The 19,959-nt window shown below is 69.8% G+C and carries 15 protein-coding genes; 12 read left to right on the plus strand and 3 right to left on the minus strand.

Translation table 11 applies throughout. The features are described 5' to 3' along the window. The first annotated feature begins 26 nt into the window (after positions 1–26). The 4 genes from rplU to ABTX18_RS05490 all read left to right on the plus strand — a co-directional run bounded on the left by rplU (position 27) and on the right by ABTX18_RS05490 (position 4,580). Entirely contained in the window at positions 27–347 is a 321-nt protein-coding gene (rplU, locus tag ABTX18_RS05475) for a 50S ribosomal protein L21 (protein ID WP_018551604.1), read from the plus strand. A gap of 14 nt (positions 348–361) precedes the next feature. Continuing rightward, positions 362–619: a 50S ribosomal protein L27 gene (gene rpmA / locus ABTX18_RS05480; RefSeq protein WP_018103204.1), complete on the plus strand. Its 258-nt coding sequence runs from the start codon at positions 362–364 to the stop codon at positions 617–619. Positions 620–760: 141 nt separating this feature from the next. After that, positions 761–2,200: a GTPase ObgE gene (gene obgE, locus ABTX18_RS05485; RefSeq protein ID WP_352121425.1), complete on the plus strand. Its 1,440-nt coding sequence runs from the start codon at positions 761–763 to the stop codon at positions 2,198–2,200. Between the two features lie 340 nt (positions 2,201–2,540). Beyond that, positions 2,541–4,580 carry a glycosyltransferase gene (locus ABTX18_RS05490; RefSeq protein ID WP_352121426.1) on the plus strand — a complete coding sequence of 680 codons (2,040 nt, stop codon included), beginning with the start codon at positions 2,541–2,543 and terminating at the stop codon, positions 4,578–4,580. Between the two features lie 101 nt (positions 4,581–4,681). Here the strand turns inward: ABTX18_RS05490 and ABTX18_RS05495 are convergent, their stop codons facing one another. Then, a complete protein-coding gene (locus ABTX18_RS05495) occupies positions 4,682–8,251 on the minus strand; it encodes a bifunctional glycosyltransferase/CDP-glycerol:glycerophosphate glycerophosphotransferase (protein WP_352121427.1) in 3,570 nt (1,189 codons plus the stop codon). Positions 8,252–8,274: 23 nt separating this feature from the next. Beyond that, entirely contained in the window at positions 8,275–10,506 is a 2,232-nt protein-coding gene (locus ABTX18_RS05500; RefSeq protein ID WP_352121428.1) for a bifunctional glycosyltransferase/CDP-glycerol:glycerophosphate glycerophosphotransferase, read from the minus strand. Between the two features lie 307 nt (positions 10,507–10,813). Between ABTX18_RS05500 and galE the strand changes: the two genes are divergently transcribed. The 4 genes from galE to rfbD all read left to right on the plus strand — a co-directional run bounded on the left by galE (position 10,814) and on the right by rfbD (position 15,007). Further along, complete coding sequence (gene galE, locus ABTX18_RS05505; protein WP_352121429.1) at positions 10,814–11,785, plus strand: UDP-glucose 4-epimerase GalE; 972 nt, start codon at positions 10,814–10,816, stop codon at positions 11,783–11,785. A gap of 266 nt (positions 11,786–12,051) precedes the next feature. After that, positions 12,052–13,122: a glucose-1-phosphate thymidylyltransferase gene (locus tag ABTX18_RS05510; protein ID WP_352121430.1), complete on the plus strand. Its 1,071-nt coding sequence runs from the start codon at positions 12,052–12,054 to the stop codon at positions 13,120–13,122. Next, positions 13,119–14,105, plus strand: coding sequence for a dTDP-glucose 4,6-dehydratase (gene rfbB / locus ABTX18_RS05515; protein ID WP_352121431.1), 987 nt, complete (start codon positions 13,119–13,121; stop codon positions 14,103–14,105). The genes ABTX18_RS05510 and rfbB overlap by 4 nt, the downstream gene beginning before the upstream one ends. Beyond that, a complete protein-coding gene (rfbD, locus tag ABTX18_RS05520) occupies positions 14,102–15,007 on the plus strand; it encodes a dTDP-4-dehydrorhamnose reductase (RefSeq protein WP_503061099.1) in 906 nt (301 codons plus the stop codon). Before rfbB ends, rfbD begins: the two co-directional genes overlap by 4 nt. Here the strand turns inward: rfbD and ABTX18_RS05525 are convergent. Beyond that, positions 14,988–15,644, minus strand: a complete 657-nt coding sequence (locus ABTX18_RS05525; protein ID WP_352121432.1) for a dTDP-4-dehydrorhamnose 3,5-epimerase family protein — start codon at positions 15,642–15,644, stop codon at positions 14,988–14,990. The genes rfbD and ABTX18_RS05525 overlap by 20 nt on opposite strands. Positions 15,645–15,885: 241 nt before the next feature. Between ABTX18_RS05525 and proB the strand changes: the two genes are divergently transcribed. The 4 genes from proB (at position 15,886) to ABTX18_RS05545 (ending at position 19,635) form a co-directional block, all read left to right on the plus strand. Beyond that, complete coding sequence (gene proB, locus ABTX18_RS05530) at positions 15,886–16,971, plus strand: glutamate 5-kinase (RefSeq protein ID WP_352121850.1); 1,086 nt, start codon at positions 15,886–15,888, stop codon at positions 16,969–16,971. A gap of 142 nt (positions 16,972–17,113) precedes the next feature. After that, complete coding sequence (locus ABTX18_RS05535) at positions 17,114–17,614, plus strand: DUF8830 family protein (RefSeq protein WP_352121433.1); 501 nt, start codon at positions 17,114–17,116, stop codon at positions 17,612–17,614. 75 nt (positions 17,615–17,689) lie between these two features. Beyond that, complete coding sequence (locus tag ABTX18_RS05540) at positions 17,690–18,973, plus strand: glutamate-5-semialdehyde dehydrogenase (protein ID WP_352121434.1); 1,284 nt, start codon at positions 17,690–17,692, stop codon at positions 18,971–18,973. 65 nt (positions 18,974–19,038) lie between these two features. Beyond that, a complete protein-coding gene (locus ABTX18_RS05545; RefSeq protein WP_352121435.1) occupies positions 19,039–19,635 on the plus strand; it encodes an SCO2584 family spore wall biosynthesis protein in 597 nt (198 codons plus the stop codon). Positions 19,636–19,959: the final 324 nt, after the last annotated feature.

A 19,959-nucleotide genomic window follows, 5' to 3' on the forward strand; every position in this document is an offset into this window, starting at 1 on the left:
CCGCTTCGAGTGAGAGTGAGATCCGCGTGTACGCCATCGTGCGCAGCGGTGGTCGCCAGCACAAGGTTGCTGTCGGCGACATCGTTGAGGTTGACAAGATTCCCACCGCCAAGGTTGGCGACACGGTAGAGCTCTCTACCCTGCTCGTTGTCGACGGCGACGCCGTGACCAGCGACCCGTGGGTGCTGGACGGCATCAAGGTCCAGGCCGAGATTGTGGACCACCACAAGGGCGCGAAGATCGACATCCTTCGCTACAAGAACAAGACCGGCTACCGCCGTCGCCAGGGTCACCGCCAGCAGTACACGGCGATCAAGGTCACCGGTATCCCCGCGGCTGCGAAGTAAGGGACTGAGGAGACATGGCACACAAGAAGGGCGCATCGTCCACCCGGAACGGGCGCGATTCCAATGCTCAGCGGCTCGGCGTGAAGCGCTTCGGCGGTCAGGCCGTCAACGCCGGTGAGATCCTGGTCCGCCAGCGCGGCACCCACTTCCACCCGGGCACGGGCGTCGGCCGTGGCGGCGACGACACGCTGTTCGCCCTCGCCGCCGGTGCGGTCGAGTTCGGCACGCACCGTGGCCGCAAGGTCGTGAACATCGTTCCGATCGCCGGCTGATTTTCGGCGCTCGTCGAGCGGTATGACGTGGAGGCGGACCTCACTTCCTGTTACGGGAAGTGGGTCCGCCTTTCGCGTGTTGCTCCTAGAGGGGCGCACGAGCGAGACATTTCTGCACGTATGTAACTGGAGGTTCCATCCATGACCACCTTCGTGGACCGCGTCGAACTGCATGTCGCCGCGGGTAACGGAGGCCACGGCTGTGCCTCCGTTCACCGTGAGAAGTTCAAGCCGCTCGGCGGCCCGGACGGCGGCAACGGCGGCCGTGGCGGCGACGTGACCCTGATCGTCGATCAGGCGGTCACCACGCTCCTCGACTACCACCACCACCCCCACCGCAAGGCCACCAACGGCCAGCCCGGCGCGGGCGACAACCGCACCGGCAAGGAGGGCCAGGACCTGGTCCTGCCCGTGCCGGACGGCACCGTCGTCCTCGACGGCGAGGGCAATGTGCTGGCCGACCTGGTCGGTCAGGGCACGATGTTCGTCGCCGGTCAGGGCGGCCGCGGCGGTCTCGGCAACGGCGCGCTGGCCTCCGCCCGGCGCAAGGCCCCCGGCTTCGCGCTGCTCGGCGAGCCCGGTGAGGCCCGGGACATCGTCCTGGAGCTGAAGACCGTCGCCGACGTCGCGCTCGTCGGCTACCCGAGTGCGGGCAAGTCCTCGCTGATCTCGGTCCTGTCGGCCGCCAAGCCGAAGATCGCCGACTACCCCTTCACGACCCTCGTCCCGAACCTGGGCGTGGTCACCGCGGGCTCCACCGTCTACACCATCGCCGACGTCCCGGGTCTGATCCCGGGCGCCAGCCAGGGCAAGGGCCTCGGCCTGGAGTTCCTGCGGCACGTGGAGCGCTGCTCGGTGCTCGTACACGTGCTGGACACGGCGACGCTGGAGTCCGACCGCGACCCGGTCTCCGACCTCGACATGATCGAGGAGGAGCTGAAGCTGTACGGGGGCCTGGACGACCGGCCCCGTATCGTCGTCCTCAACAAGATCGACATCCCGGACGGCCAGGACCTCGCGGACATGATCCGCCCGGAGCTCGAGGCCCGCGGCTACCGCGTCTTCGAGGCGTCGGCGGTCGCCCGTACCGGCCTCAAGGAGCTCTCCTTCGCGCTGGCCGGGGTCATCGCCGAGGCGCGTGCCGCCAAGCCCGTGGAGGAGGCGACCCGTATCGTCATCCGGCCCAAGGCCGTGGACGACGCCGGGTTCACCGTGAAGCTGGAGGACGACGGCATCTACCGGGTGCGTGGCGAGAAGCCGGAGCGCTGGGTGCGCCAGACCGACTTCAACAACGACGAGGCCGTCGGCTACCTGGCGGACCGGCTGAACCGGCTCGGTGTCGAGGACGCGCTCCGCAAGGCCGGTGCCAAGGCCGGCGACGGCGTGGCGATCGGCGCCGAGGACAACGCCGTGGTCTTCGACTGGGAGCCGACGGTGACGGCCGGTGCGGAGATGCTCGGCCGCCGCGGTGAGGATCACCGGCTCGAGGAGCCGCGTCCGGCCGCGCAGCGTCGCCGCGACCGCGAGGAAGAGCGCGACGACATCAGCAAGGAGTACCAGGAGTTCGATCCGTTCGCGTAGGACGGATGCGTGAGGGGCGTGTCCCCGCACCGGAGTGTCCGGTGCGGGGACACGCCCCTTCCCGCCGCCGGGGGAGAAAGTGTTCCCCCTGACTGTCATGGCGGACAGATGTGCGGGTAAGTGTATGGATTCCGTATGCCCTCACCCCACCCGGTACGCTATGGTAAAAGATTCGATAAAGTTTCACCTCGCGCACAACCCTGTGACCCTCCTGTCCGTCTCCCTTGTGCGAGGACAGGGCCTGCCCTCGCACAGCCGGGGGGTAGGGGGAGCGTGGTGTGATCATCACGCGAGGCTGCCCTGGGATTGCCGCATGCCGCGGCCCAGCCGAAAGACGCAAGTGAAGATTTCTTTTCTGGTGCGCGATCTCTGTCACATGGGCGGAGTGGTCAGTGCCACGCAGAACCTGGCAGGTGCGCTCGCGGCCCGGCACGAGGTGGAGATCATCGCTCTCCGCAAGGTGCGGGACGAGTCCTACTTCCCGCTCGACCCGCGCGTCAGCGTGCGTGCCCTGACCGACCTGCGCAAGCACTCGCCGACCTCGGACCTGGACGACCCGCTGATCGAGGTCTTCCCCAAGGTCTACCCCGTCGATCCGGCGGAGAAGAAGCCGGTGGTGAGCCGGCTGGCCGAGCTGCGGCTGCTGGAATTCCTCGCGACCACGGACGCCGACGTCGTGGTGAGCTCCAGCCCGCGCAACACGATCATGCTCTCGTACGCCAAGGGCGACTACCTGCGGGTCACGCAGGAGCACTCGATGCCCTCGATCTACGCGAAGTACTACCAGGGCCGGCTGTTCAAGGCGTACCACTCGCTGGACGCGCTGACGGCGCTGACGCCCGAAGAGGTCGTGAGCATCGGCAAGCTGGTGCCGGGCGTACGCAACCGGCTGGCCGTCATGCCGAACTGCGTGCCCGCCGCCCCGGTGCAGTCCACGGGCACCAGCAAGGTCATCATCGCGGCCGGGCTCCTCAAGGAGAACAAGAACTTCGCGGCGGTCGTCGACGCCTTCGCCACCGTCGTCGCCAAGCGCCCCGACTGGCGGCTGCGGATCTACGGCGGCGGCACCGAGAAGGCCAATCTGCGCAAGCAGATCGAGACCCTCGGCCTGCACAACACCGTGACGCTGATGGGTCCGGCCGCCCCCGTCTCACCGGAGTTCAGCAAGGGCGCGATCTTCGTGCTGCCCTCCAAGCGGGAGGCGTTCGGCAATGTGATCGTCGAGGCGATGGCGGCCGGTCTGCCCGTCGTCAGCACCGACGCCGACCACGGCCCGCGCAACATCATCACCCACGGCGAGGACGGGCTCATCGTCCCGCGCGGTGACACCGCCGCCATGGCCGAGGCCATCCTCGAACTGGTCGAGGACGACGAGCGCCGCATGCGCATGGGCGAGGCGGCCGTGCGCAACGCGGTGCGCTTCCACGAGCCGGCCAGCTGCGAGCGCTTCGAGGCGATCCTGCACGACGCGGCCGCCCGCCGGGCCCTGCCCACGACCGCCACCGCACAGGTCGACGCCCAGGGCTCGGTCCGTATCGACGTCGGCGCCCTGCCCGCACAGGCGCACGGCGCCGAGATCCTCTGCCGCCGGGTCGGACGGAACCCGGTGGAGGAGCGGTTCGCGATCGAGCCCGACGGCAGCGCGCTGGTGCCCTGGCGCGGCGGGCTGCCCGGGGGGACGTGGGAGCTCTCCGTCCGCACGGCCGCGGGCCACGAGGTGCCGCTGACCGCGGACGGCTACGGCTGCGACGTACGCGAAGTGCTCAATGTGCCGCTGCCCCGCGACGACAGGGGGCCGGCCATGGAGCTCCTGCTGCCGCACCGGGGCGAGGGCGACCGCCTGCGGATCCGTAGCGTGGTGCGCGACACGCATGTCGAGGTGGACGAACTGGCCGTCGGCAGCGATGACTTCGAGCTGCGCGCGGTCTGCTGGGGCGTGGGCCTCGGCCCGGGTGCGGCCCTGGAGGCCGTGAACCGCAGCCAGAAGGACCAGGTGCTGACCGTCCCCGTGACCGCGGGGGAGGGCGGCCGGTTCGTCGCCCGCGTCGACTTCGGCCTGCTGGTGGGGGAGCATGAGGGGCCCGAAAGGATCTGGGACGTGTGGCTGCGGCCCGAAGAGGGCGCAGAGCGCATCGCCGTGGGCAAGCTGGCCACCGATGTGCTGGAGCCGATCGGCGTGTTCACCTTCCCCCGCCCGGTGATCACCGTCTCGACGCCGCCCGCGCCGACCCTGCTGACCAGGGTCAACCGTCGCGTAGCGAGAAAGCTGAAATTCGCAGGCTCCGCCGAGGCCGCCGCGCCGGCGCGTCCTGTGAGGGTGGAGATCCGCCCCTACTTCACGGCCCTCTCGCAGTTCGCCTTCAAGACGGTCGACGTGTAGGACGGCGCCGCCGGATTCCCGGCGCGGACAACGGACGAAAGGGGGCTGCCCCGGCCACAAGGCCGGGGCAGCCCCCTTTCGTCGTGTCGGCGCTCCGGGCGTCAGTGCCCTTCGGCCGCCTGCTCCAGCATCCGGTCGATCACGCGCTGCGAGGCGTGACCGTCGTCCAGATCGCAGAACAGCTCGTGGAAGCGGTCGAACCGGTCCTTGTACTGCGTCGACAGCACGTCGATGTCACGGATGGAGCCGACCAGCTCCTCGGACGTACGGACCAGCGGCCCGGGGGAGTCCTTCTCGAAGTCGAAGTAGAACCCGCGCAGGGTGTCGCGGTAGTGCTCCAGGTCGTACGTGAAGAAGAGCATCGGCCGCTTGAGGTGCGCGTAGTCGAACATCACGGACGAGTAGTCGGTGATCATGATGTCCGAGGCCAGGTACAGGTCCGCGATGTCCGGGTACTCGGAGACGTCGAAGACGAATCCGTTGCCCGCTCCGGGCACCGCGTCCACCACGTTGGAATGACGGCGGATCAGCAGCACGTGGTCGTCGCCGAGGCGGCGACGGGCGTCCTCGAGATCGATCTGCAGGTCGAATTTGTACTGCCCCGCGCTGTGCGACTGGTCGTCGCGCCAGGTCGGCGCGTACAGCACGACCTTCTTCCCGGCCGGCAGCCCGATCCGCTCCTTGACCTCCGCGGCCCTCTGCTCCCGGTCGGGGGAGTAGAGGTAGTCGTTGCGCGGGTAGCCCGCCTCCAGGATCTCCCCGTCGTACGAGAACGCGCGCTTGAGGATCGGAGTGCTGAAGCGGTTCGAGGAGACGATCATGCTCCAGTTCTTCGCCTCCAGGGCCAGCCGGTTCTGGTACTCCTTGTCGAAGTGCAGGGTGTCGATGTCATGCCCGATCTTCTTGAGCATGGTGCCGTGCCAGGTCTGCACGATCACCTGCCCGGGGCGCCGCTCGACCCACTCCGGGAGGTGTCCGTTGGTCACGATGTAACGGGACGTGGCCAGCGCCTCGAACCACTCGCGGCCCCACATCCGTACGACGTCCGCCGTCTCCGGCACGACAACCTGGCCGTCCCGGACGGCCCACAGATGCTTGAGGTCGCTGCCCCGGCGGACCAGTTCCTCGTGCATGGCGCGGGGACTGTCGGAGTACTGCTTGCCGTTGTAGCTCAGGTAGAAGACCTGGTCGCGCAGCGGCTCGTTGCGCAGGGGCTCGTAGACCTCGCGACGCTGCTGGAGCATGCGGTACGGGCCCCGCTCCAGGTCGCTCAGCTCGCTGCGGCAGTTGAGCTGGGGGTTGTCGATCCAGCGTGCCTCGAACCAGTAACGCCGCCCGTTCAGCACGGCGTGCAGCGGGAAGTCGGAGGCGGCGAGCCGGTCGATGGCGAACGGGACGTCGGAGTCCTCCTGGCCGGGGCGGCGCAGGAAGAGGTTCCAACGCCCCGCCTTCAGCGGGACATTGCCCGCGCCACCCATGACCGAGGGGTCGAACTCGGCCTCGAAGGAGCCCTCGGACAGCCACGTGGCCGGGACGATGCGTTCGTCGAACCGGTTGGCCGACTTCACCAGGAAGTCGGAGCCGGTCAGCGTCGCATGGCTGCGTCCGGAGACGACGATCCGGCCGTCCCGGAGGGCGATCTTCTCGATCACCGCGCGGCGGGTGCGCCCGGAGATCTTGAGGTAGCCGTTGTTCCCGCCGACCACCGCGATCTCATTGCGCTCCGCCTGGGCGCCGAAGGACTCGGGCAGCGCGAACTCGACGTCCGGCAGGCCCTCCTTCAGGACCGTGCTGAAGCGGCGCTCCTTCTCGTCGGCACCGGTGGCGACGAGAACGGTGCTCCAGCTGCGCTTGCGGGGCTGGGCCTGCTTCTCGACCGTCTCACTGGTGACCAGGGCCACGTCGGCGACCGGAACCCGGGCCGTGAAGGGAGTCAGGCCGGCGGAGCGGGGCTCGAGGAGGACGGGGTACTCGATGATCTCCCCGCCGCCGTCGGTGCTGATCCGCAGCTGGACCGTCTCGTCGGCGGCCAGCGGCACCCGGATCACACCGGTGATCTCCAGGTGATCGCCGTCCATGCGGCGGCCGGTGATCAGCGCCCGTACCTTCTCGATACGCAGTTTGAAGGCGCTGCGCTCGATGGTCGGGACCATCCGGTATTCGTCGTCGAGCCACTGGTACGGCGGGTAGTTGGCGGCCGAACCGCTGGTGGTCGCGATACCCGCCTTGCGGACGAGGCCGGAGGTGAACATGCCCACCCCGACGTGCCAGGTGCCCTCTTCCCACTGGTTGTTCTTGCGGAGCTTCGTGGGGTCGAGCGCGAACTCCCAGCCGGACCAGTCGTAGTTGTAGCGCTTCTGCCCGGAGTCGGTGGTGCGCTCCGGACGGTAGACGTTCTTGGCGGACATGATCAGACGGCGGCGCGAACCGCCCTTGCGCAGCTGAAGCACCTTCATGGAGCTGCGGCGGCCCGGCAGGTCGATCCTGTCTATCCAGGCGTCACCGGAGAGCAGGAGCTTGCCGTCCTCCCACTGCGCGGAGCGCAGCGATGTCCGCAGGGCCAGATCCCGGTCGATGCGCAGGGCCGTCTTCGGCAGGCTGATGCCGCTCTTCTCCAGGGACCCGAAGGAGGCGTACTTGCGAAGACCGCCGGAGACCTCGATGGGCTCCTTGCGGCGCTGATCGGCGAGCAGGGCTATCAGTTCCGGGATGGCGTGCTTGCGCACCAGCAGCCACTGCACCCGGAGCGGGGTCGGCAGGCCCATCACGATCTGGGGATCGATGCTCGACAGGAAGCGGTTGGTGGCTTCCAGGAACGCCGCGTGGAACTCGGCGTCCGCGTCCGGCAGGACGTTCAGGAAGAGCCGCAGGTCGTCCTGGAGCACCCGGGAGTCGTACTCGCGCTTGTACCGGGCGAACTCGGGGCCCGGCCGGCCGGCGAGGAACGTGCTGACCGTGGTGACGGCGGTGACCCGGTCCCGGATCGCCTGCGGTTCCTTGCGGCGCTGGGTGATCGAGGGAGCGGCCTCGCCCTCGCGGAGCCGCCAGTAGTAGACGGGCTCCCCGATGATGTCGATGGCCTCGGCGAGGTAGTGCGCGGGAAGCACCACCGGGATGTCCTCGTGGAGGATGCCCTCGGGGAAGGTGAAGCCGTGCTTCTCCCAGAACGTGCGCCGGAACACCTTGTTGCAGGCGATACGGTCGGCCACCAGCTTCGGGACCTTGGAGATGTGGGTCCGCTTGCGCGCCTCACCGGCGAGCATCCTCAGCAGCGGCACCTGCCAGGACCGCTCGCCCTTGAGGTGGAAGACGTTGCCGGTGGCGAAGTCGGAACCCGTCTCGTCGAGGCTCTTCAGCATCAGGCGATAGGCGTCCGGCGGGATGACGTCGTCGCTGTCGACGAACGTCAGGTACTCGGAATCCGGTGAGATGTTCTTTATGCCGGTGTTGCGGGCCGCGCCGAGACCGGCGTTCTCCTTGCGTACCAGGGTGAAGCGCGGGTCACGAGCGGCGTACGAGGCTGCGATGGCGGCCGAGTCGTCGGGGGAACCATCGTCGACCATGATGACTTCGAGGTCCTGGAAGGTTTGTGCCTCCAGGGAGTCGAGACATGCCGCCAGATAGTGTTCGACGTTGTAGATCGGGACGATGACGCTGAGCCGAGAGGCCATGGCGTTTCCGGATTCCTTTCGGTTCAGACCCGCTCGACCAGTTCGAGCGCCTGGGCAGGAGAAGGTGCCGGCGTTCGCTCGGCAAGGGGTGTGACGGGGAGGAGGCTCTCCTCGCGGAGGAACACGCTGCGGACGACTCGTTCGGCGGCGCGGCCGTCGTCGAAGTCGCAGAAGCGCTCACGGAACCTGGCACGGAAGGCGGCGGAGGTCTCGTCGCGCCACTCGTCGGACCGGAGGATCCCGGTGAGCTGCGCCTGGCTGGTGGCGACGGCGCCGGGGGGCTCGGCCATCAAGTCGAAGTAGCTGCCCCGGACGACCTTGTAGGTGTCCCAGTCGTCCGCGAAGATCACGATCGGCCGGTCGAGGTTGGCGTAGTCGAACATCGCCGAGGAGTAGTCGGTGATGAGGGCGTCGGCCGCGAGATAGAGCTGCTCCACGGCCTGGTGCCCGGAGACGTCGACGACCCGGCCGCTGTCCTGGAGTTCGGCGAGCCGGCCGGTGGGCTTGTAGAAGTAGTGGCCGCGCACCAGCAGGGTGACGTCCGGTCCCAGCTCCTCGGACAGCTTCGCCAGATCGATCCGCGGGGTGAATTCCTTCTGGTACTCACGGTGCGTCGGCATGTAGAGGAAGACCTTGGAGCCGTCCGCGACACCGAGTTCCCGACGGGCCTGTGCGACCTCGCGGGCTCCGGAGTTGATCAGCACGTCGTTGCGCGGGTATCCGGTCTCCAGCGAGGTGTAGGAACACGGATAGACCCGCTCCCAGACCGTGGTGGAGAAGCGGTTGGAGGAGATGCTGTAGTCCCAGCGGTCGCACCGCCGCAGCAGGTCCTCCATCTTCATGCTCGTGGAGGCCGGGTAGTCGGCCTGGTCGAGGCCCATCGTCTTCAGCGGGGTGCCGTGATGGGTCTGCACATGGATCTGGCCGGCGCGCTTGACCAGCGCGTCGGCGAAGTTCACGTTGTTGATGAAGTACTTGCCGCGGGCCAGCGCCGTCCAGTACTCGCGGGAGCCGACGACGACCACCTCGACGCCCTTGGGCACCCGGCTCACATGCTCCGCGTGCACCGCCCAGACCCGGCGGATGTGCGGGGCCAGCCGGGCCAGCTCGGCATCGATGGCCGCGGGGTTGCAGGAGTAACCCCTGCTCCAGTAGGCGGAGAACACCGCGAGGTTCTCGTCCACGGGCAGCCGCAGCTGCGACTGGTAGAACATCCGCATCCCGGCGCGCTTGGCCCGCTTGATGCGCTTGCTGTTGGCCGCCCGTGCCCGGTTGCGCACCCGGTTCGCCCGGGTGACACCGGTCAGTGCCGGATAGGAGTCCATGCCGAGCAGCGCGTACTTGTAACCGCGGGCGCCGCCCGGACGCTCGAACCCCTCGGGCAGCCGGCGGCTGTAATCGGCGGCCGCGCGGTGAAAGAATTCGGACCGTGCACTCTTGGGAAGGCGGTCGGCCCTTTCCAGCACCGTGAGATACTGGTCGGCCATTTTACGGAAAAGGGCCGGGCGCCAGGAATTGAATTCCGGATGTTCGTCCAGATAGGTGAACACGCGCTCGTACTGGTCGAATACATCGAAATGCTTGCGGCTGACGGTGCCCAGGATGTTTCCGCCCTCGCGCCGCTGGCGGTAGAGCACGCAGATGCGGTCGAGCACCGCGATGCGCTCGGCCGCGATCAGGGTCGAGTACGTCCAGGGGGCGTCCTCGTAATACCCGGACGGGAACCGGAAGCCGTGCGCCTCGACGAAATCGCGGCGGTAGGCCTTGTTCCAGACGATCTGCAGCAGGTCGAGCAGTCCGGGCCGCTCGGTCAGCGGGAAGACCGCGGGGTCGCCTGCGGCGAGGACGTCCGCTCGCTGGTTGGGCAGCAGCCGGCCGTCCCAGTAGCTGCGCGCGTAGTCGTAGACCAGGACGTCCGGGTCGCCGGTCGCGTCGAGACGGGCGGCGATGCCGCTCAGCGAGCCGGGCGTCAGGGTGTCGTCGCTGTCGAGGAAGAGCAGATAGTCGCCGGTCGCCTGCTCGATCCCGGCGTTACGGGCGTGACCCAGCCCCACGTTCTCGCTCAGGTGGAGCACCCGCACCCGGTCGTCGCGCTGCGCGTACTCGTCGAGGATGGCGCCGGAGCCGTCCGGCGAGCAGTCGTCCACGGCGACGACCTCGAAGTCGGTGAAGTCCTGCCGGAGCACGGAGTCGAGGCACTCCCGAACATACCCCTGCACGTTGTACGCAGGCACGATGAGTGTCAGTCGAGGCATCCTTCACCAGTCCAGAGAGCTGTCTGCAGGGTCTGTGCGGAGGCGCCGATTCGCACCGCGGAATCATGGGGGAGCGCCGGAGCACCTGAACAGCGTAATTGATTGACATCCGCCCGCCGTGGCCCTGTGTTTGCCCCGCCTTCATCCGGAGCTGTCCGGCTTCACCCGGGGTGTTCCCGGGCTGTCTCCCACGCACGGCTTCATATCGCACGATAATACGCTTAGGTCCTATTTGTCTGATTCGATTTTCCGTACACGTAGGGTGAACCTGTCGGCAGGACCACCCACAGAGGGAGAGACGTACAGAATGACCTGGATGGTTACGGGCGGGGCCGGATACATAGGTGCGCACGTCGTGCGGGCGATGCTCGCGGGTGGTCTGCGCGTGGTCGTGTACGACGACCTCTCCACGGGAAACGCCGGGAGCGTGCCCGAGGGCGTGCCCCTGATCACCGCGAGCGTGCTGGACCGGCAGGCCCTGGACGCGGCGATCCGTGACCACACCGTGACGGGTGTGGTGCATGTCGCAGGCAAGAAGCAGGTCGGCGAGTCCGTGGAGCGTCCCCTCCACTACTACCGGGAGAACGTGACCGGCCTGGAGGTGCTGCTGGAGAGCATGGTCGCGGCGGGAGTCGACCGGCTGGTGTTCTCCTCGTCGGCCGCGGTCTACGGCATGCCCGACGTGGACCTCGTCACGGAGGACACCCCCTGCGCGCCGATGAGCCCGTACGGGGAGACCAAGCTCGTCGGCGAATGGCTGATCAGCGCGGCCGCCCGGGCCCACGGACTGCGCTGCGCGTCCATGCGCTACTTCAACGTCGCCGGTGCGGCCTCGCCCGAGCTCGCCGACGCCGGGGTGTTCAACCTCGTCCCGATGGTCTTCGAGCGCCTGGAGGCCGGCGAGGCTCCGCGGATCTTCGGCGACGACTACGCGACGCCCGACGGCACCTGCGTCCGCGACTACATCCATGTGGAGGACATCGCCTCCGCCCACCTCGCGGCCGCACGCCGGCTGGAGGACGCCGCGCCCGGCACGGACCTCACGCTGAACATCGGCCGCGGCGAAGGCAGCTCGGTGCGCGAGATGGCCGAGCGCATCCTCAAGGCGACCGGCCACGAGGACGTCGTCCCCGAGGTGGCCGCGCGCCGCCCCGGCGACCCGGCACGCGTGGTCGCGGGCGCGGACCGGATCCGCGCGGAGCTGGGCTGGTCGGCCCGGTACGGCGTCGACGAGATGATCGAGTCCGCCTGGCAGGGCTGGCGCCTGCGTCACCCGTAATCGTTGTCTCTCCCCGGGGCCGCCGCCCCGGGGAGGCCGGCGCATTCGATATCGAGTTCGACATGCGTCATGCATGACGGATTTCGCGGACGGGCCGGAATGAAACGCAGTCGAATGGTTACGGGAGACCGCCGCTTTTCCTCCGGATGAGTCGGTAAGCGGGTCGACGGTGCTGTTTCGCCGCGGATGAGCCGCCGGACCTGACTAAGGTCACCCGGTAGGTCGCAGCTGCGACAGGACCGCCGACTCGTCGTGGGGGCAGAACTGTGAAGGCTCTCGTACTTTCCGGTGGGGCAGGCACCCGGCTCCGTCCCATTACCCATACCTCGGCCAAACAGCTGGTCCCGGTCGCGAACAAACCGGTGCTGTTCTACGGGCTCGAAGCCATCGCGGAAGCCGGCATCACCGAGGTCGGCATCATCGTGGGCGACACCGAGGAGGAGATCCGCGCGGCCGTCGGCGACGGATCCCGGTTCGGCATCGACGTCACCTACATCCCGCAGTCCGAACCGCTCGGCCTCGCCCACGCGGTCCTGATCGCCCAGCGCTTCCTCGGCGACGACGACTTCGTCATGTACCTCGGCGACAACTTCATCGTCGGCGGGATCGCCGGGCTGGTCGAGGGGTTCTGCGCGGACCGGCCCGATGCCCAGATCCTGCTGACCCAGGTGCCCGACCCGACCTCCTTCGGCGTCGCCGAACTCGACGGCGACGGCCGGGTCGTGGCCCTGGAGGAGAAGCCGAAGGAGCCCAAGAGCGACATGGCGCTCGTCGGCGTCTACCTCTTCACCCGGGTCATCCACGAGGCCGTCCGCTCCATCCGCCCGTCCTGGCGCGGCGAACTGGAGATCACTCACGCCATCCAGTGGCTGATCGACCAGGAGCGCGACGTCCGCTCCACCACGATCCGCGGGTACTGGAAGGACACCGGCAACGTCACCGACATGCTGGAGGTCAACCGCACCGTGCTGGAGACCGTCGAACCCTGCACCGCCGGAGCCCATGTGGACGACGAGAGCGAGATCATCGGCCGGGTCCGGATCGAGCCCGGCGCCCGGGTCACCCGCAGCAGGATCGTGGGCCCCGCCATCATCGGCGCCCGCTCCGTGATCAGCGACGCCTACGTCGGGCCGTTCACCTCCGTCGCCCACGACTGCCGGGTCGAGGACAGCGAGATCGAGTACTCCATCGTCCTGCGCGGCGCCTCGATCGACGGAGTCCGCCGCATCGAGGCCTCCCTCATCGGCCACGAGGTCGAAGTGACCCCGGCCCCCCGGAGCCCCTCCGCCCACCGACTCGTCCTCGGCGACCACAGCAAGGTGCAGATCTCCTCATGACGACCCGCCTCCTGGTGACCGGCGGCGCCGGCTTCATCGGCTCCCACCACGTACGCACCCTGCTCGGCCCCGACGGTCCCGGCGACACCGCCGTGACCGTGCTCGACAAGCTGACGTACGCGGGCAACCCGGCCAACCTCGACGAGGTGCGCGGCCACCCCGGATTCTCGTTCGTGCAGGGCGACATCTGCGACGTGGAGCTGGTCGGCCGCCTCATGGCCGGGCACGACCAGGTGGTGCACTTCGCCGCCGAGTCCCATGTGGACCGCTCCATCGACGGCGGCGCCGAGTTCGTGCGTACGAACGTCCTGGGCACCCACACCCTCGTCCACGCCGCACACCTGGCAGGCGTCCGGACCTTCGTGCACGTCTCCACCGACGAGGTCTACGGATCGATCGACGAGGGCTCCTGGACCGAGGACGAACCGCTCGCCCCCAACTCCCCGTACTCCGCCTCCAAGGCGTCGAGCGACCTGATCGCCCTGTCCTACCACCGCACCCACGGACTCGACGTACGGGTGACCCGCTGTTCCAACAACTACGGGCACCACCACTTCCCCGAGAAGGTCATCCCGCTCTTCGTCACCAACCTGCTGGAGGGCCGGCAGGTCCCGCTGTACGGCGACGGCGCCCATGTGCGCGACTGGCTGCACATCGACGACCACGTCCAGGGCATCGAACTCGTCCGCGCCAAGGGACGCCCGGGCGAGGTCTACAACATCGGCGGCGGCACCGAGCTCTCCAACAAGGAGCTCACCGGACTCCTCCTGGACGCGTGCGGCGCCGACTGGGACACCGGCGTCGTCCACGTCGAGGACCGCAAGGGCCACGACCGGCGCTACTCCGTCGACTGCACCAAGATCCGCGAGGAGCTCGGCTACGAGCCCCGCAAGGACTTCCGCACCGGGCTCGCAGAGACCGTGCGGTGGTACCGCGAGAACCGCTCCTGGTGGGAGCCGCTCAAGGAGAGGGCCGCCCTGTGAGCTCCCGCTGGCTGGTCACCGGGGCCGCCGGAATGCTCGGACAGGACCTGATGGCCGCGCTCGCCCACGAGGGCGTCACCGCCGTCGCCGCGGACCGCGCGGCCCTGGACATCACCGACCCCGGCCGCGTCCGGGAGGCCTTCGCCGCCCACCGCCCCGCCGTCGTGGTCAACTGCGCGGCCTGGACCGCCGTCGACGAGGCCGAGAGCCAGGAGGACGCCGCCCTGCGGATCAACGGCACCGGCCCCGCCGTCCTCGCCGCCGCCTGCCGCGCGCACGGCGCGGTCCTGCTGCACGTCTCCACCGACTACGTGTTCGCCGGGGACGCGGACACCCCGTACGCCGAGGACGCCCCCACCGCCCCGCGCAGCGCCTACGGCCGCACCAAACTGGCCGGCGAACGCGCCGTCCTGGAGACCCTCCCCGACACCGGCTACGTCGTGCGCACCGCCTGGCTCTACGGGGCGGGCGGTGCCAACTTCGTCCGCACGATGATCCGGCTGGAGGGCGTCAAGGACACCCTCGACGTGGTGGACGACCAGCGCGGTCAGCCCACCTGGACGCTCGATCTCGCCGGCCGGCTGGTCCGGCTCGGGCAGGCCGCGCTCGCCCGCACCGCCCCGGCGGGCGTCTACCACGGCACCAGCGGCGGCGAGACGACCTGGTTCGGCTTCACCCGGGAGATCTTCCGGCTGCTCGGCGCGGACCCGGCCCGGGTCCGACCCACCACCAGCGCCGCCTTCGCCCGTCCGGCCCCCCGGCCCGCGTGCAGCGTGCTCGCGCACGGCCGGTTCGCGGCAGCCGGGATCGAACCCATCCGGGACTGGCGCACCGCACTGGAGGAGGCGTTCCCGGCCTTGCTCGCCGCGGAACGCCCCCTGCTCAGCGGCCGGCCGGGCTGAGCGGCTGCGGTTCGCCCGCGCGCACCCGGGGCACCGGCGCGCCGGCCGCCCGCAGCCGCGCGTAGTACGCCTCGCACTCCGCGTACGACGGAAGGAGCCCCTGCTCCTCGGCCCCGGCCAGCGAGGGCGCCGAGGCGTCCTTCGGGGACAGCAGCGGCGTGATGCCCGCCGGCCACTCGATGCCCAGCTCGGCGTCGAGCGGATCGATGCCGCGCTCGCGCCCGGGCGCATATCCCTCGGAGCAGAGATAGAGGACGCACGCGTCGTCGGTCAGCGCCATGAAGGCGTGGCCGAGCCCCTCGGCGAGGTAGACCGCCCGGTGATCCGTGTCGTCGAGGCGGACACCCTCCCAACTCTTGTACGTGGGCGAGCCCGCCCGGACGTCCACGATCACGTCGAGCACCGCGCCCCGTACGCACTTCACGTACTTCGCCTGGCCCGGCGGCACGTCCGCGAAATGGATCCCGCGCAGCGTGCCCCGCCGCGAACGGGAGAAGTTGGCCTGCGCCAGTCCCAGCGGATGACCGGTCGCCTCCCCGAGGTCCGCGGCCCTGAACCACTCGTGGAAACTCCCGCGGCTGTCGGGGATGATGCTGGGCTCGTGCACCCAGGCCCCGGGGATGGAGAGCTGGCGCATGCGATCACGTCCTCTGCCTGAAATTCGCCGAGTCTTCCCGTCATGGGCCGACATCCCCTGCAACGAGCCGTGGTACGGAACGGATACGGAACCGTACGGACCCGGACGAAACGGGGTCCACGGTACGGAACACGAAGGCGCCGCCCGCCGTGCTCGCGTAGATTGCGGGGTCCAGCGAGGCGAACCATGGGGGATACACGTGTCAGGGGCCAGGCAGGGCGTCACGGAGGCCCGCAGGATCGTGGTCAAGGTCGGATCCTCCTCCCTCACCACCGCCGCGGGAGGCCTCGACGCCGATCGGGTCGACGCGCTCGTCGACGTACTCGCCAAGGTGCGCAGCGGCGGCGAGCGGGAGGTCGTCCTCGTCTCCAGCGGCGCCATCGCGGCCGGACTCGCCCCGCTCGGACTTCACCGCAGGCCCAAGGACCTGGCCAGGCAGCAGGCCGCGGCCAGCGTCGGCCAGGGGCTGCTCGTCGCCCGCTACACCGCCTCCTTCGCCCGCTACGGCATCCGCGTCGGCCAGGTCCTGCTCACCAGCAACGACACCAGCCGCCGCGCCCACTACCGCAACGCCTACCGCACCCTGGACCAGCTCCTGGACATGGGCGCGCTGCCGGTCGTCAACGAGAACGACACCGTCGCCACCGACGAGATCCGCTTCGGCGACAACGACCGGCTCGCCGCGCTCGTCGCCCACCTGGTCCGCGCCGATCTGCTGATCCTCCTCTCGGACGTGGACGGCCTCTACGACGGCGACCCGAGCATCCCGGGCACCACCCGCATCGCCGAGATCACCGGCCCCGCCGATCTGGCCGGGGTCAGCATCGGCAGCGCCGGCAAGGCGGGCGTCGGGACCGGCGGCATGGTCACCAAGGTCGAGGCCGCCCGGATCGCCACCGCGGCCGGCGTCCCCGTCGTCCTGACGTCGGCGAGCCACGCGGCCGACGCGCTGGCGGGCCGGGACACGGGCACCTACTTCCACCGCACCGGACGCCGCTCGGCCGACCGGCTCCTGTGGCTCGCCCACGCCTCCACCCCGCAGGGATCGCTGACGCTGGACGACGGGGCCGTGCGGGCCGTCGTGGAGCGCCACAGCTCGTTGCTGCCGGCCGGGATCGCCGCGGTCGAGGGCGAGTTCACCGCGGGCGACCCGGTGGAACTGCGCGATCTGCGGGGCCGTCCGGTCGCCCGCGGCCTCGTCAACTTCGACGCCAAGGAGATCCCGCAGCTCCTCGGCCGTTCCACTCATGAGCTGGCCCGCGAACTCGGCCCCGCCTACGAACGCGAGGTCGTACACAGAGACGACCTGGTCGTCCTCCAGGGCTGACGAGCACCCGAAACGGCTGAAAGTCCAGCCTTCGGGCAGAGACCTTCACGAAAACCGCCCCAAGCCGGGCCGCGGGCTGGTCCACTTTGTAGCAGGGACAGTGCGGGGTTCAGCACGGCAACATATTCACAGGAGGCCGCCGGTGAGACGAGCGCGCCCGGGGGCGCCGCCCCGAGGGACGGGTGGCCGCGCCCTGACCAGCGTCGGAGCCGGTACCGGCTTCGACTCGAGCAGATCCGCGGACCGGAGGGACGAACGGGCCACCCGGCCGGAACCGGCGCCGGCCGGCCAGGAGCGCACGCACTCCAAGCTGTGGCACATCACGCTCTGCGTCTCCGGTTCCGAGATCCCGCTGAAGGAGGTCAGACGCGGCCTCGAGCAGCTAGCGCACGACCATCCCTTCTTGCTGACCAGCCGCTATGCCCACGACCACGCGGAGGTCCGCTACTGGGAAGAGGCCCGCGACCTGCACGACGCGGCCGCGGTGGCCCTGCGGCTGTGGGGCGAGCACCGCTCCAGCGCCGGGCTGCCGCCCTGGGAGATCGTCGGCCTGGAGGTCATCGACCGCGAGACGTACCACCAGCGCGTCGCCGAAGGCTACGGGCCGCCCCCGGCCGCCCCGGTCGGCGTGCACCCGTTCTGACCCGTCCACCGGACGGCCGTCTCGCATCACGGGATACGTGACGGATGCCCGCAGTGTGCGCATTACGCTGCGGGCATGACCACGCTTTCGCCGTACGACAACATGTCCCCGGTCGCCCAGGCCGCCTACCGGGCCCGCTCCGCGGCCGCCGATATCGCGCCACTTCCGCGCGCGGCGAAGGACGACGCGCTGCTGGCGATCGCGGACGCGCTCGAAGTGCGCACCAGCGACATCCTCGCTGCCAACGCCGAGGACGTGACGCGCGCCCGTGAGGCCGGTACGAGCGAGTCGGTCGTCGACCGGCTCACCCTCACCCCCGAGCGGATCCGCGCCATCGCGGCCGACGTCCGGGACGTGGCGGCGCTGCCGGACCCCGTCGGCGAGGTGGTGCGCGGCTCGACCCTGCCCAACGGCATCGATCTGCGCCAGGTCCGGGTGCCCCTCGGCGTGGTCGGGATCATCTACGAGGCCCGGCCCAATGTGACGGTGGACGCCGCGGCCCTCTGCCTCAAGTCGGGCAACGCCGTACTGCTGCGCGGTTCGTCCTCCGCGTCCTCCTCCAACCGTGCGCTCGTCCGGGTGCTGCGCGACGCGGTCGGCGGCTCCGGACTGCCGGCCGACGCGGTGCAGCTGGTGCCGGGCGAGAGCCGTGACTCCGTGCGCGAGCTGATGCGGGCGCGCGGTCTGGTCGACGTGCTCATCCCGCGCGGCGGCGCCTCCCTGATCCGCACCGTCGTCGAGGAGTCCACCGTCCCGGTGATCGAGACGGGCACGGGCAACTGCCACGTCTACGTGGACGCGCAGACCGATCTCGACATGGCCGTCGCCATCCTGATCAACTCCAAGGCGCACCGCCCCAGCGTCTGCAACGCCGCGGAGACGCTCCTGGTCCACAAGGACGTCGCCGACGCGTTCCTGCCGCGCGCCCTCGACGCGCTCGCCGAGGCCGGTGTGACGGTGCACGGTGACGAGCGGGTCCTGGAGTACGCCGAGGGGGCCAAGGCCACCGTGGTTGCGGCGACGCCGGAGGACTGGGAGACGGAGTACCTCTCGTACGACATCGCGGCGGCCGTCGTGGAGTCGCTGGACGCCGCCGTGGCGCACATCCGGCTCTGGTCGTCCGGCCACACCGAGGCGATCGTGACGACCTCACAGGCCGCGGCGCGCCGCTTCACCCAGTTGGTCGATTCGACGACGGTGGCCGTGAACGCCTCGACCCGCTTCACGGACGGCGGTCAGTTCGGCTTCGGGGCGGAGATCGGCATCTCCACGCAGAAGCTGCACGCCAGGGGTCCCATGGGGCTGCCGGAGCTGACGTCCACCAAGTACATCGTGACCGGCGACGGCCATGTGAGGTGACCCCGCGAGGCGGCGAATGTGCCGTCTCCCTGCCCAAAACGACGCCGCGGGTCTAGGCTGAAGCCGTGCCGGACGACGTGGGGGGCAGGCCGTTCCCGAACGGCTGGGAGCCCGACGACGACCGCGGGGGCGCGGACGAGGACTTCGCCTCCGTGGTGTTCGACGAGGATTTCGTACGGGCAGCCGAGTTCCACGAACCGACCGCGATTGAGCGGCTGTTGGCCGCTGCCGAGGCGCGCGCCGAGGCCGATGCCTTCCGGGCCCGGGCCGGCGGTGGGTCCCTGGACGACGACCTCTACGACGACGGCTACGGGCCGGGTGGCGCCTACGGCCCCGGCAGCGGCTACGGCGACCCGCTGGACGCGGACGACGACTACCGCGTCGGCGGCCCGTACGGGCGTCACGGCGGCGCGCTGCGGCCCTACCGGGGCACCGCCCGCTGGCACCGGCCGGTGGCGTGGCTGCTCGCCCTGCTGATGGGCGTCGGCATGGTCGCGCTGGCCTTCAGCGCCGTGTTCCGCAACGCCTCGGGCGACCGGCAGGACCAGGTCCCGCCCCCGGCCACGAGCGGCGTGGACAGCGCGCCGGGGCCCACGGCGGCCCCGTCCGCCGCGGCCGGTTACTCCCGCCCGATGGTCTCAGCCGTCCCGCGCACACCCTGACCCGACCGGGGCCCTGCGGGCGCAGGCCGCCACGGGTGGGCTGGGGCGCCGGGCGGCCCGCGCGCGCACGGACACAAGGGTGGTCCGCGCGCACCGACGCCACCGACACGGGTTACCGGGGCGCACCGACACGGGTGGCCCAGCCCGGTCCGGTGGTCTGGGACCTCGCCGTTCCCGCTTACACCGCTGACATATCACCGGTGCCAACCGCCCGACCGGGGTACCCCGCGGCAGTTCCCGCCCGTCACCGCGTTTACCTCTGTCGTAATCGACCTACTCTCAAGATATGACCCCTCACCCGCTCGAAGAGGGGGCTTCTCACTT

This window comes from Streptomyces sp. NPDC096323, from assembly GCF_040302845.1.
Taxonomy (GTDB): Bacteria; Actinomycetota; Actinomycetes; order Streptomycetales; family Streptomycetaceae; genus Streptomyces.

Excerpts from the sequence above, each read along its gene's own strand:
- rpmA (WP_018103204.1), top strand. The coding sequence starts at position 362 with ATGGCACACAAGAAGGGCGCATCGTCCACCCGGAACGGGCGCGATTCC.
- obgE (WP_352121425.1), top strand. The coding sequence starts at position 761 with ATGACCACCTTCGTGGACCGCGTCGAACTGCATGTCGCCGCGGGTAAC.
- ABTX18_RS05495 (WP_352121427.1), bottom strand. The coding sequence starts at position 8,251 with ATGGCCTCTCGGCTCAGCGTCATCGTCCCGATCTACAACGTCGAACAC.
- ABTX18_RS05500 (WP_352121428.1), bottom strand. The coding sequence starts at position 10,506 with ATGCCTCGACTGACACTCATCGTGCCTGCGTACAACGTGCAGGGGTAT.
- galE (WP_352121429.1), top strand. The coding sequence starts at position 10,814 with ATGACCTGGATGGTTACGGGCGGGGCCGGATACATAGGTGCGCACGTC.
- rfbB (WP_352121431.1), top strand. The coding sequence starts at position 13,119 with ATGACGACCCGCCTCCTGGTGACCGGCGGCGCCGGCTTCATCGGCTCC.
- ABTX18_RS05525 (WP_352121432.1), bottom strand. The coding sequence starts at position 15,644 with ATGCGCCAGCTCTCCATCCCCGGGGCCTGGGTGCACGAGCCCAGCATC.
- ABTX18_RS05540 (WP_352121434.1), top strand. The coding sequence starts at position 17,690 with ATGACCACGCTTTCGCCGTACGACAACATGTCCCCGGTCGCCCAGGCC.